Source organism: Deltaproteobacteria bacterium GWC2_65_14, assembly GCA_001797615.1.
Taxonomy (GTDB): domain Bacteria; phylum Desulfobacterota; class Deferrimicrobia; order Deferrimicrobiales; family Deferrimicrobiaceae; genus GWC2-65-14.
This window is the reverse complement of record MGPV01000055.1, coordinates 9831-22875: the sequence shown is the minus strand read 5'-3', so window position 1 is coordinate 22875 and position 13045 is coordinate 9831. Positions and strand designations below refer to the sequence as shown.

Sequence of the window (13045 nt, the reverse complement as noted above, 5' to 3'; positions counted from 1 at the left end):
GCGGGAGGGGTATGATGGTCCCATGGAGCGCGGGCGGACCGACCTGAAAGGGATCCCCCTGCCGGAGCTTGAGGCCTTCTTCTCTTCCTGGGGGAAGGAGCGCTACCGCGCGAGGCAGCTCTCCCGATGGATCTACCGGCGGCACGTGGAGGAGTTCTCCGCGATGACCGATCTCTCCCGGGATTTCCGGGAACAGCTTCTCCGCTCCTGCCGCATCTCCTCCCCCCCCGCGGAGCGGGTGGAGATCTCTTCGGACGGGACCGAGAAATTCCTCTTTCGGCTGGAGGACGGGGAGGCGGTGGAAAGCGTCCTGATTCCGGAGGAGGAGCGGAGGACCCTCTGCCTGTCTTCCCAGGTAGGGTGCCGGCTGGGATGCCGGTTCTGCGCCACCGGGGCGACCGGCTTCCGGCGGGACATGACCTCCGCGGAGATCGTGCACCAGGCCTGTTTCGCCGCGCGCAGGCTTGCGGAGCATGGGGAGCGTCTTACCAACGTGGTCTTCATGGGGATGGGGGAGCCGCTGGAGAATCTCCCGGAGGTGTCGAGGACGATCGGGATCCTGCTCTCCACCTTCGGGTTCGGCCTGTCGGGGAAGCGGGTCACCGTGTCGACCGCGGGGGTACTCCCGCAGATGCTCGAGCTGGCGGGGCGCTTCCCGGTCAGCTTCGCCGTCTCCCTGAACGCCGCGCGGGACGACCTTCGGACGAAGCTGATGCCGTTGAACCGGAACGTTCCGCTCGCGGAGCTGGTCGCGGCGATGCGGCGGATCCCCCTGCAGACCGGCAGGAGGGTGACGGCCGAGTATGTGCTCCTCTCCGGGGTGAACGATTCCCCGCGGGACGCGCGGGATCTGGCCCGCCTGCTCGCGGGGGCGCGCGTCAAGGTGAACCTCATTCCGTTCAACGAGCACGGCTTCGGGGAGTTCGAGGCTCCCCCGCGGGAAACGGTGGAACGCTTCCGCGGGATCCTGCTGGCCGCGGGGATCCAGACGATCACGCGGGATCGACGCGGCGCCGACATCCGGGCCGCCTGCGGGCAGCTGCACGGCAGGCACGCGAAAAACCCTTGAGCGCTCGGGAGCTTCTCCCTACAGTAGGATGGTGGGGAAAAACCGGTCGAAGGGACAGGGAGGCGGATGGCGGACATCCTGGGCGTGATCGGCGGTTCGGGCCTCTACGAGATGGAAGGGATGAGGAAGGTGCGCCGGGTCAAGGTGAGGACCCCCTTCGGCGACCCCTCGGACTCCCTGGTCGTCGGCGAGCTGGAGGGGAGGACCCTGGCGTTCCTTCCCCGGCACGGCCGGGGGCACAGGATCCCTCCCCACCGGATCAATTTCCGGGCGAACATCTACGCCCTGAAGAAGCTCGGCGCGAGATGGATCCTTTCGATTTCCGCCGTGGGAAGCATGAGGGAGAGGATCCGCCCCGGCGACATCGTGGTGGTCGACCAGTTCTACGACCATACCCGCCAGCGGACGAACACCTTCTTTTCCGACGGGATCGTCGGGCACATCCCGTTCGCCGACCCGGTCTGTCCCGGGCTCGCGCAGGTCGCCTGGAAGGCCGCCCGGAAGGCCGCCCGGAGGGTGCACCGCGGGGGAACCTACCTCTGCATGGAGGGGCCCGCCTTCTCGACGCGCGCGGAGTCCCGGATCTACCGGAAGTGGGGGGTCGACGTGATCGGGATGACGAACATGCCCGAGGCCAAGCTCGCCCGCGAGGCGGAGATCTGCTACGCGACGCTCGCCCTGGCCACCGACTACGACTGCTGGCACGAATCGGGGGAGGACGTCTCCATCGAGGCCATCCTGGAGCTCCTCCGCCGGAACGTCGAGACCTCCAAGAAAATCGTCCGGGAGGCGGCCCGCCGGCTTCCAGGAAAAGAGGGGTGCGGATGCGGCGAATCGCTGAAATATGCTCTCATCACCGACCGGAAAAGGATCCCCTCCTCCTCGAGGAAGGCCCTCTCCCTGCTGATCGGGAAATACCTGTGACCCGGCGGATCCTGCCTCTCCTCCTGGCCGCGGTGCTGTCGCTCCTCGCCTGCGCCGGGACGTCGCCCGAGCGGAAGAAGGAGGCCTCCGCCCGGATGCAGATGGGGGTCACCTACCTGGAACAGCGCAACCTTCCCGCCGCCATGCGGGAGCTCACGAAGGCCTCGGAGCTGGATCCGGAAAACCCCGAGATCGACATGATGCTGGGGCTGGCCTATCAGTCCCGGGGGGATCTCGGAAAGGCGGAGGAGCACTTCCGGATCGCGATCGGGAAGAGGCCGGAATACGCGGAGGCCCACAACAACCTCGGGAACCTGCTGAGCCAGCTCGGCCGGGGAGACGAGGCGATCCGGGAGTACGAGAAGGCGGTGTCGAACGTGCTCTACCCGACGCCGGAGTACGGCTACTACAACATGGGACGCGAGTATCTCCGCAGGAAGGATCTGGCCAAGGCGGAGTCGATGTACGGCCGGGCGATCGTCCTGAACCCCTCGTTCCTCGAGGCGTACCGGGGGCTCGCCCTGGCGCAGGGAGAGGGGGGGAGATGGGCGGATTCCGCGAAGACCCTCGTGCGGTGCCTGGAGGTCTCCCCGTCCTTCGCCCAGGGCTGGATGGATCTGGGGAGCGTCTACCTGAAGCTGAAGCGGAACCGGGAGGCGGCGGACGCGTTCCGGAACGTCCTGGCGCACAGCACCGAGCCGGGACTGCGCGGTCAGGCGGCGAAAACCCTCGACCTCCTGGGGCAGGGCGGGCGGTAGGATGACGGGGATGAGCACCGGCGAGTCCTGGAAGGCGAAGCGGGAACGGATGGGGAAGACCCTGGAGGAGGTGGGCCAGGAGCTCCGGATCAGCCGGAAGTACCTCCAGGGGATCGAGGAGTCCAACTTCGAGAAGTGGCCCCCGAGGGTCTTCTCCTCGGGATTCATCCGGGCCTATGCCCGCATGCTCGAAGAGGACCCCGAGCCGGTGCTGACCGAGTACTATGCCTACATCGGGACCCTTGCCCCGTCGGAAGCCCCGGCCCAGGGAGCTCCCCAGTGGATCCAGCGGGAGCACCGCCGCGTAAGCCGTCGTGCGATCCTCTCGATGGCCGCCGCAGGGGTGCTTCTCGTGGGCGTCCTGCTGTCCTGGTACTCGATGCGGACCGCCCCGCAGCCGCTGAAGGCTCCGGAAACGGCGGCTCCCGCACCGACCGAGCCGGCGGCCCCTCCCGGCCCCGCGGCGCCTGACGCTCCGGAGCCCTCCGCGAAACCGGCGGCTCCCGGAATCGCCGATCCCCCCTACCAGCTGCTCCTGGAGGCGAGCGAACTGACCTGGGTGATGTACAGCAGGGACGGGGCGGATCCGGTCGACGTGATGCTCTACCCGGGGGACCGGATCAGCGTCCAGGCCGCGAGAACGATCACCCTCAAACTCGGGAACGCCGGCGGCGTGAAGGGCACCCTGAACGGAGAGGCGCTTCCCCCCTTCGGGGAGCAGGGGAAGGTCAAGGAGATCCGGATTGGAAAGTAGGGGGGGCGGATCTCTCCCCGTCAATTCCGGTCCGGCGCGCTGAGAATGCCGGCGGCCGGGCCGCGCCGTTTCCGCTCCTCGCGGGCCTTCCTGGTGCGCTCCGCGGATGTGGGGGAGGCGGACCGGCGCCTCTCGTTCTTCACGGAGGACGAGGGGGAGGTCACCCTGGTGGCGAAATCGGCCCACCGCAGCCGGAAGCGGTTCGGGGGCGCCCTCCAGCGCTACGTCCTGCTGGACATTACCTGGACCGAAGTGCCCCGAAGGTTCCCGTTGCTGACCGGCGCGGCCGTAGCCGAATTCTTCTGGAACCTTCTGGAGGATTGGGAAAGGGTCCGGCACGCCGATTACCTCCTGGAACTCTCCGTGGCCCTCTTTCCGCAGCCCGGTCCGAAACCGAAGGCGTTTTCCCACCTGCTTTCGGGAATCCGGTCGCTCTCCAGAGGTGCGGTTCCCCATTCCGCGGGAAGAAAGGCGGAGGCGGCCTTTCTCGCCGTGGCGGGGTTCGGGCCGGACCTTTCGTCGTGCAAGCGATGCGGCAAGGCGGACCGGAACCTGTTCCGGTTCCAGGTCGCGGAGGGGAGGATCTATTGCGACCCATGCTCCGGAAGAGGAGGGATCCCCCTGTCTCTGGGCGCCGTGAAGACCTGGAGGGTTCTCCAGTCCTCCACTCCGGCCGCCCCGGAGCGCCTTCGGATTACCGAAAAGATTCTTAATGAATTACAGGCGGTTATCCCAAAATACCTGGAGTGGTGCATCGGGAAGCCTCTGCGAAGCCTCGGGGGTGCCGTTCCGCCGGAAAAGCCTTAAAACCCCTCTATTTATAACGATATTTCTTGACAGCCCCTCGCGGGGGATGATATGTATCCCTATCACGTTTCCTTCGGAGGACACCTTGCTTTTCCAGGACCTGGTCCTCGCCCTGCAGCGCTTCTGGGCGGATAAGGGATGCGTCATCCACCAGCCGTACGATATCGAGGTCGGCGCCGGCACCTTCAACCCGGCGACCTTCCTCCGGGCCCTCGGACCGGAGCCTTGGAACACCGCCTACGTGGAGCCCTCCCGGCGGCCCACCGACGGCCGCTACGGCGAGAACCCGAACCGGCTCCAGCACTATTACCAGTTCCAGGTGATCATGAAGCCATGCCCCTACGACTACGTGGAGATGTACCTGGACTCGCTCAAGGCGGTCGGGATCGACCCGATGAAGCATGACATCCGGTTCGTCGAGGACGACTGGGAGTCGCCCACGCTGGGGGCCTGGGGGCTCGGCTGGGAGGTGTGGCTGGACGGGATGGAGATCACCCAGTTCACCTATTTCCAGCAGTGCGGAGGGATCGACCTGAAGCCGGTCTCGGGGGAGATCACCTACGGCATCGAGCGGATCGGGATGTACCTGCAGAACGTCGGGAACGTGTTCGACCTGAAGTGGGTCGGCGACGTGACCTACGGGGACGTCCACCACCGGGGGGAGGTCGAGTTCTCCACCTACAATTTCCAGAAGGCCGACATCCCGATGCTCTTCTCCCTGTTCCAGATGTACGAGAAGGAGTGCCTCCGCCTGATCGACGAGAATCTCGTCCTCCCGGCCTACGACATGTGCCTCAAGTGCTCCCACACCTTCAACATGCTGGACGCCCGGGGGGCGATCTCGGTCACGGAGAGGATCTCCTACATCGGACGGGTGCGCAACCTGGCCCGGCTTTGCGCCACCGGATACCTGAAATCCCGGGAGGAGCTCGGATTCCCGCTCATGAATCGATTCTCCCGCTGATCCTCCTCCCGCAGGGACAAGAGGGGTTATGAAACAGGACTACTTGTTGGAAATCGGATGCGAGGAAATCCCGGCCGGGTTCGTCGGACCGGCGCTCTGGTTCGGCGGCCAGCAGTTCGCCGAGATCCTCCGGAAGGCCCGACTGACCTTCGAGAAGGTCGACATCTACGGGACGCCCCGCCGGCTCGCCTACGTCGTCCGGAACCTCGAGGACCGGCAGGCCGCCTCCCAGGAGACGGTGCTGGGGCCCCCGAAGAGCGTCGGATACGACGCGCAGGGGAAGCCGACGAAGGCGGCGGAAGGGTTCGCCCGCGCGCAGAGAATCGAAGTGTCGGCCCTCCGCATGTTCCAGACCGACCGGGGGGAATACCTGGGCTACGTCAAGGAAGCCGCCGCGGCCCCCGTGGGGGAGGTTCTCCCCGGGCTGGTCGCCGGCTGGATCCCGGAGATCCCGTTCAAGAAGACGATGCGCTGGGCGGATCTCGACATCCGGTTCGCCCGCCCGGTCCACTGGATCGTCTCCCTCTACGGAGAGAAGGTGCTCCCGTTCTCCTTCGGGAACGTGACGGCCGGGAACACCACCTACGGCCACCGCTTCCTGTCGCCGGGGCCGATCGCCCTGTCCTCGACCGGGGAGTATTTCGGGAAGCTCTCCGACGCGAAGGTGTTCGTCGACCTCGAGGTCCGCAAGGAGCGGATCCTGGCCGGCATCCGGGAGGCGGAGCAGGCGACCGGCCGGAAGTGGGTCCGCGACGATCCCCTTCTCGAGACGGTGGCGAACCTGGTGGAATACCCGGTGGTCCTGACGGGGCGGTTCGAGGAGAAGTATCTCGCCCTTCCCCGGGAGATCCTGGTGACCAGCATGCGGAACAACCAGAAGTATTTCGTCCTCGAGGACGGGGAGGGGAAGCTCTTTCCCGGCTTCGCCTTCGCCTCGAACATGATCGTGCCCGACAACTCCGTGGTGGTGACCGGGAACGAGCGGGTGATCCGCGCGCGGCTCTCCGACGCGGAGTTCTACTACCAGGACGATCTTCGGAAGCCGCTCTTCGACCGGGCGCAGGCGCTCAAGGGGGTGCTGTTCCAGGCCGATCTGGGGACCTACTGGGAGAAGGTGGAGCGGATGGCGGAGATCGCCCGCTTCGTCGCGTCGAAGGGCTTCCCGGCCAAGGCGGAGCAGTGCGGCCGCGCGGCGTTCCTCTCGAAGGCGGATCTGACGACCGGCGTGGTGAAGGAGTTTCCCGAACTCCAGGGGGTCATGGGGCGCGACTACGCCCGCAAGACCGGGGAGAAGGAGGAGACGGCGCAGGCGGTCTTCGAGCATTACCTCCCGAAGGGGCAGTCGGACGAGCTCCCCTCGACCGACACGGGAGCCGCGGTCGCGATCGCCGACAAGATCGACATGGTGTGCGGCTGCTTCGGCGTGGGGCTGATCCCCACCGGGACGGCCGACCCGTATGGGCTGCGGCGCCACACGCTCGGGATCCTGTCGATCCTCGAGGCCCGGGGGCTGCGGATCTCCCTGGAGGAGCTGGTCGACCGGTCGCTCGCCACCCTGAAGGGGAAGCTCAAGTCCCCGCAGGACGAGGTGAAGCGGAAGGTGACGGAGTTCGTCTCCGGGAGGCTTTTCCACTTCTGGTCCTCGCAGGGCTCCCCGGGCGACCTCGTCGAGGCCGTCCTCGCCGCCGGGCTGACCGACGTTCCGGACATGCGGGGCAAGCTCGACGCCCTGGTCGCCTTCCGGAAGGAGGCGGCCTTCGAGCCGCTGGCGGAGGTGTTCAAGCGGGCGATCAACATCACGAAGGGGTACGCCGGTCCGCTCACGGTGTCGGACGCCCTGTTCGAGCACGAGGAGGAGCGGGCGCTCCACCAGGCGTTCGGGAGCGTATCCCAGGGGGTCGGGGCCGCGGCGAAGAGCGGGAAGTACCAGGAGGCGTTCCGGGAGATGGCCCGCCTCCAGCCGGTCGTCTCGGCCTTCTTCGACAAGGTGCTCGTCATGGCCAAGGACGACAAGGTGAGGAACAACCGGCTCGCCCTGCTGAAGAATCTTTCCGGGCTGTTCGCCTCGGTGGCGGATTTCTCCCGGGTGGCGGTGAGTCCGCAAAAATAAGATACCGGAAGGGAGAACCGGATGGGCGCGAAGCGGGTCTACTTCTTCGGCGGGGGAAAAGCCGAAGGCCACGGGAAGATGAAGGATGTTCTCGGCGGCAAGGGGGCCGGTCTCGCCGAGATGACGAACCTGGGGATCCCCGTTCCCCCCGGCTTCACGGTCAGCACCGAGGTGTGCAACCTCTACTACCGGAACCGCGGGAAGATCCCGGCCGACGTGAACCGGGAGATCGCGGCCAACCTGGCCCGCCTCGAGCGCACCAGCAAGAAGAAGCTGGGCGACCCGAAGAATCCGCTCCTGGTGTCCGTCCGCTCCGGGTCGAAGTTCTCGATGCCGGGGATGATGGACACCATCCTGAACCTGGGGCTCAACGACAAGTCGGTCTCCGGGCTTGCCGCGAAGACGAAGAACGAGCGGTTCGCCCACGATTCCTACCGCCGCTTCCTGACGATGTTTTCGGCCGTCGTGCTCGGGGTCGACCGGGAGCATTTCGAGGAGATCCTCGACGCGAAGAAGAGGGAGAAGGGGGCGGCCTTCGACCTGGACCTCACCGCGGAGGACCTCAAGGAGGTCTGCAAGCGGTACAAGGCGCTGGTCAAGGAGAAGACCCGGAAGGAGTTTCCCCAGGACCCGAAGAAGCAGCTGGAGTTCGCCCGCGACGCCGTGTTCCGCTCCTGGAACAACGAGCGCGCGAAGTACTACCGGAAGACGAACAACATCCCCGACGACATCGGCACCGCCGTGAACGTGCAGGCGATGGTCTTCGGGAACATGGGGGACGACTGCGCGACCGGGGTGGGCTTCACCCGGAACCCGGCGACCGGCGAGAAGGAGTTCTACGGGGAGTACCTGGTGAACGCGCAGGGGGAGGACGTCGTGGCCGGCATCCGGACCCCCCAGCGGATCACCGAGATGAAGAAGCAGAAGATGGCGAAGGTGTTCCACCAGCTCGTGAAGATCACCGGGAAGCTGGAGAAGCACTACAGGGATATCCAGGACTTCGAGTTCACCGTGGAGGGCGGGAAGCTCTTCATGCTCCAGACCCGGAACGGGAAGCGGACCGCGGCGGCCGCCTTGAAGATCGCCGTGGACATGGTGAAGGAGAGGCTGATCACCAAGGAGACGGCGCTGATGCGGATCGAGCCGCAGCAGATCGACCAGCTGCTCCATCCGGTGATCGACCCCAAGGCGAAGGTGGAGGTGATCGCGAGGGGGCTTCCCGCCTCGCCGGGCGCCGCCACCGGGGCTGTGGTGTTCCACGCGGACCGGGCGGTGGAGATGGCTGCGGAGGGGAAGGCGGTCATCCTGGTCCGGAAGGAGACGAGCCCCGACGACATCCACGGGATGGACGTCGCCCGGGGGATCCTCACCGCGAGGGGGGGGATGACCTCCCACGCCGCGGTCGTCGCGAGGCAGATGGGGAAGACCTGCGTCGCCGGGTGCGAGGCGATCGACGTGGACGAGGCGCGGAACCGGTTCCTCGTCGGAGGGCGCGCGATCCAGGCGGGGGAGTTCATCTCGCTGAACGGAAGCACCGGCGAGGTCCTCCTGGGGCAGGTCCCGCTGATCTCGCCGAAGATGACCGGGGCGTTCGGGACGCTGATGTCATGGGCCGATTCCATCCGCCGGCTGAAGGTCCGGGCGAACGCCGACACGCCGAGGGACGCGAAGACAGCCCGGGGGTTCGGTGCGGAGGGTATCGGGCTCTGCAGGACGGAGCACATGTTCTTCGCCGAGGGCCGGATCCCGATCATGCAGGAGATGATCCTGGCCCGCACGAAGGAGGACCGGGAAAAGGCGCTGGCAAAGCTCCTGCCGATGCAGCGGGAGGACTTCAAGGGGCTCTACCGGGAGATGAAGGGGTACCCGGTTACGATCCGCCTCCTGGACCCGCCGCTCCACGAGTTCCTCCCGAAGCGGGAAGAGCTGATGGTCGAGGTGACCAAGCTGGAGCTGATCCACGCCGACCGTTCGATCGTCGAGGAGAAGAAGCGGCTGCTGGCCCGGGTGGAGGAACTGCACGAGTTCAACCCGATGCTCGGCCTGCGCGGCTGCCGGCTCGGGATATTCTATCCGGAGATCAGCCGGATGCAGGCGAGGGCCATCTTCGAGGCGGCCTGCGAGGTGACCCGGGAGGGGATCCGGGTCCAGCCCGAGGTGATGATCCCGCTGGTGAGCCTCGCCCGCGAGATGAAGGCCCAGAAGGAGCTGGTCGTCTCGGTGGCGACGGAGACGATGAAGCGATACAAGCGGAAGTTCCCCTTCACCGTGGGGACCATGATCGAGCTGCCGCGCGCGGCGGTGACGGCCGACGAGATCGCGGTCGAGGCGGAGTTCTTCTCCTTCGGCACGAACGACCTCACGCAGACCGCCTTCGGTTTTTCGCGCGACGATTCGGGGAAGTTCATCCAGAATTACATGGCCCGCTCGGAGATCTGCCCGAATTGCGGGACCAAGCTCGAGAAGGATCTCTCCTGCGCCTCCTGCGACGTGAAGTATGCATCGCGTCCCGAGAACATCCTGGAGGCGGACGTGTTCGCCACGCTGGACCAGACGGGAGTGGGGCAGCTGGTGCGGATGGGGGTGGAGAAAGGACGGGCGACCCGGAAGAACCTGAAGATCGGGATCTGCGGGGAGCACGGCGGCGACCCGCGGTCGGTGGAATTCTTCCACCGGGTCGGGCTGGACTACGTCTCCTGCTCCCCCTACCGGGTGCCGATCGCACGACTGGCGGCGGCCCAGGCCGTCCTCCGGGAAAAAGAGGCGGAAAAAAGCAGGAAAAAATAAGGAGTTTCACCAAATCTTGCATCCGAGGCGGCCCCTCCGGGGGCCGCCGTTTTTTTTGCCTTTACATCGCCGGTGAAACACCATATATTGGGTCCGACGGCACCGACGTATACATCATGTTGATGTTCCGCGATATTTCGGGGGGGACGGCCGCAAGGGTCTCATGAAGCTTAAAAAACTTGAGCTTTTCGGTTTCAAATCCTTCTACGACAAGACGACCTTCGAGTTTTCCGACGGGATCACGGCGATCGTGGGCCCCAACGGGTGCGGGAAGTCCAACATCGTGGACGCGATCCGCTGGGTCCTCGGGGAGCATGCGCCGACCTACCTCCGGAGCAAGGCGCTCGAGGATGTCATCTTCGCCGGGTCCGACGCCGCGGGCCCGCTCGGGATGGCGGAGGTGTCCCTCACCTTCGACAACCAGGACGGGGGTTCCCCCCCCGGGTACGAGTCGTACGCCGAGATCCAGATCACCCGCAAGACCTTCCGCGACGGGGAGAGCGAGTTCTTCATCAACCGCGCTCCCTGCCGGCTGAAGGACATCGCCGAACTTTTCCTGGACACCGGGGCGGGAGCCCGCGGCTACGCGATCATCGAGCAGGGCAAGATCATGACGATCGTAAACGCCCGGCCCGACGAGAAGCGGATGATCATCGAGGAGGCGGCCGGGGTCGCCAGGTTCCGCGTCCGCAGGAGGGAGGCGGAGCGGAAGATGGAGAACACCCGGCAGAACCTCGCCCGGGTGAGGGATATCCTCGAGGAGGTGAAGCGCCAGCTCGGAAGCCTGGAGCGCCAGGTGAGAAAGGCGGAGCGGTACAAGGCGTTCCGGGAGGAGCTCCGGGATCTCGATCTGCGGATCGCCGCCGCCCGGTTCCGGGAGTTCGTGGCAGAGGGGGAGCGGATCGCGCGGGACCTGTCCGGCGTCGAGGATGCGCTCCAAAGCGCCCGGTCGGGGATGGCCGCCCTCGAGGCGGAGCGGGAGACCGAGCGGATCCGGCTGGCGGAGGCGGAGGGGGCCGTCGCCTCCGCGCGCGCGGAGCAGGCGGGACGCAAGGAGGAGAGCGCCCGCCGCCAGGCGGAGTGGGAGGGGATGGTCCGCGAGTCCGGGCAGCTCGGCTCGATGATCGAGGATACGGCCGGGGAGATCGCCGCGCTGACGCGGGAGGCGGAGGATCTCTCCCGGCGGACCGGCGAGGCGCTGGAGGCGGAGAGGCAGCTCCGGGAGGGAGCGGAGGCGTTCCGCGGACGGCTCTCCGGGCTGTCCGGGGATGCGGAGGCGGCCCGCGCCGAGCATCAGCGCCTGCACGGCCTGGCGGAGCAGGCCAAGTCCGACCTGATGGTGCGCGTGACGATGCACTCGAACGCTCTGTCCGGCCGGGAGTCGATGCAGCGGGTGCTGGAGGAGAACGCGAGGGTCCTGGCGAGGCTCGACGAGCGGATCGCCGAGGCCGAAATCGCGGCCGGGCATGCGGAGGGGGAGCGTCGGGTCGCGGAGGCGGCGGAGTCGGAGGCGGCAGGTCGTTTCGCCGAGGCCGAGGAGGCGCGGGGGCAGGCCACGGACGCCCTTTCGCAGGCGGTGTCCCTCCTCGAATCGGGGACCGAGTCCCGTCGGAGCGCGGAGGCGGCGCTCTCGGAGGCGACTTCCCGGTGCTCGGCGCTGGCCCGGGTGCAGGAGCAGCGGGACTGGGCCTCCTCCGGCGTCCGTGCCGTCCTGAACAACTACTCCGGGAAGGGGAACGGCTCCGCCGGGGAGGAGCGGGGGATCGTCGGGGTCATCGGCGAGCTGATCGAGACCGATGCGGAGTACGAGAGGGCCGTGGAGGCGGTGCTCGGGGAGCGGATCCAGTCGATCGTCGTCCGGGACCAGTCCGAGGGGCTTTCGGCGCTGCAGTACCTCAAGGAGTCCCGGGAGGGGAGGGGGGTGTTCGTCCCGGTGACGCTGCGCTCCCGCGAGGAATCGGTCGCCTACGTCGGCGAGGAGGGAGTCTTGATGCCGCTGACCGACGTGGTCCGCGTCTCCGAGGAATGCGGGGGGCTGGTCCGGGGGCTCCTCGGGGGGACCCTGCTGGTCCGAGACCTCAAGTGCGCCCTCAAGCTGTGGAACCGCAACGGGGTCTGGAACTCCTACGTCACCCTCGACGGGGACATGGTTACCGCGGACGGGATCCTGGTCGGAGGGGCTCAGGAAAAGGGGGAGTCCCGGGTACTCGCGGTCAAGCGGGAGATCCGGGAGCTCGAGAAGGAGGTCTCCAGGCAGGCGGGCGAGGTGGCCCGCCTCGCGGAGGAGGAGAGCCGGGTCCGGCGGGAACGGGGGCGGCTTGAGGAGGAGTTTGCCCGACTCGCTTCCCTGCGCGAGGAGCGGGCGGCGGCGCTCGCCGAAGCGCGGCGGTCCGGGGCGGTCCTGCAGGCCGCCGCGGAGCAGGCCCGGAAGACGGTGGCCTCCCTCGTCCAGGAGAGGGAGTATCTCGGAACGGAATCGGGGAGAATCTCCTTCGACCTGACGGCCTGCGAGTCGGCCGCGAGGGATTCCGGCCAGGCCCGGGGGGAGGAGGAGGAACGGGTCCGGCTCCTCGTCGCGCAGGTGGAGGAGAGCCTCGGGGTCCTGGAGGAGGCAAGGACGAGGCTCCACGCCGCGGAGGTCGAGGGGGCGGGGATGGAGGAGAAGTTCCGCTCCGGCCAGGCCCTTCTCTCGGGGCTCCGCGAGTCGCTGGACAGCCGCCTCGCGGTCATCGGGGAGCGGAAACGTCGGAACGAGGCCTACCGGGAGAAGATCCGGACGATCGGGCGCTCGGTCGAGGAGGGACGGGCGGCGATCGAGCGCGCGGCGGTCGAGCTCGCGGCGGTCCAGGAAGGGGTGGAGCGGCGGCTCGGG

The 13045-nt window shown here is 67.2% G+C and carries 8 protein-coding genes and 1 pseudogene (1 of these 9 running past the window's edge); all 9 read left to right on the top strand.

Translation table 11 applies throughout. The annotated features are described in order from the left end of the window. Window positions 1-22: 22 nt before the first annotated feature. Window positions 23-1069, top strand: coding sequence for a 23S rRNA (adenine(2503)-C(2))-methyltransferase (locus tag A2X88_10035; GenBank protein ID OGP33360.1), 1047 nt, complete (start codon window positions 23-25; stop codon window positions 1067-1069). A gap of 66 nt (window positions 1070-1135) precedes the next feature. Further along, window positions 1136-1993 (top strand): methylthioadenosine phosphorylase, encoded by an 858-nt coding sequence (locus A2X88_10030; GenBank protein OGP33359.1) that lies wholly within the window; start codon window positions 1136-1138, stop codon window positions 1991-1993. Then, window positions 1990-2751, top strand: coding sequence for a hypothetical protein (locus tag A2X88_10025; protein ID OGP33358.1), 762 nt, complete (start codon window positions 1990-1992; stop codon window positions 2749-2751). Before A2X88_10030 ends, A2X88_10025 begins: the two co-directional genes overlap by 4 nt. Before the next feature lies 1 nt (window position 2752). Next, on the top strand, window positions 2753-3505 hold the full coding sequence (locus A2X88_10020; protein OGP33357.1) for a hypothetical protein: 753 nt from the start codon (window positions 2753-2755) through the stop codon (window positions 3503-3505). 45 nt (window positions 3506-3550) lie between these two features. Continuing rightward, the gene (locus tag A2X88_10015) at window positions 3551-4312 is read left to right on the top strand and encodes a DNA repair protein RecO (GenBank protein OGP33356.1); all 762 of its coding nucleotides are present in this window, start codon (window positions 3551-3553) and stop codon (window positions 4310-4312) included. Between the two features lie 85 nt (window positions 4313-4397). Then, window positions 4398-5276 (top strand): glycine--tRNA ligase subunit alpha, encoded by an 879-nt coding sequence (locus A2X88_10010; protein ID OGP33355.1) that lies wholly within the window; start codon window positions 4398-4400, stop codon window positions 5274-5276. 28 nt (window positions 5277-5304) lie between these two features. Further along, the gene (locus tag A2X88_10005) at window positions 5305-7386 is read left to right on the top strand and encodes a glycine--tRNA ligase subunit beta (GenBank protein OGP33354.1); all 2082 of its coding nucleotides are present in this window, start codon (window positions 5305-5307) and stop codon (window positions 7384-7386) included. Window positions 7387-7407: 21 nt separating this feature from the next. Further along, window positions 7408-10173: a pyruvate, phosphate dikinase gene (locus A2X88_10000; protein ID OGP33353.1), complete on the top strand. Its 2766-nt coding sequence runs from the start codon at window positions 7408-7410 to the stop codon at window positions 10171-10173. A gap of 163 nt (window positions 10174-10336) precedes the next feature. Then, window positions 10337-13045 (top strand): annotated as a pseudogene (locus A2X88_09995) (chromosome segregation protein SMC); it runs 234 nt beyond the window's last position.

Excerpts from the sequence above, each read along its gene's own strand:
- A2X88_10030 (OGP33359.1), top strand. The coding sequence starts at position 1,136 with ATGGCGGACATCCTGGGCGTGATCGGCGGTTCGGGCCTCTACGAGATG.
- A2X88_10005 (OGP33354.1), top strand. The coding sequence starts at position 5,305 with ATGAAACAGGACTACTTGTTGGAAATCGGATGCGAGGAAATCCCGGCC.
- A2X88_10015 (OGP33356.1), top strand. The coding sequence starts at position 3,551 with ATGCCGGCGGCCGGGCCGCGCCGTTTCCGCTCCTCGCGGGCCTTCCTG.
- A2X88_10000 (OGP33353.1), top strand. The coding sequence starts at position 7,408 with ATGGGCGCGAAGCGGGTCTACTTCTTCGGCGGGGGAAAAGCCGAAGGC.
- A2X88_10020 (OGP33357.1), top strand. The coding sequence starts at position 2,753 with ATGACGGGGATGAGCACCGGCGAGTCCTGGAAGGCGAAGCGGGAACGG.
- A2X88_10035 (OGP33360.1), top strand. The coding sequence starts at position 23 with ATGGAGCGCGGGCGGACCGACCTGAAAGGGATCCCCCTGCCGGAGCTT.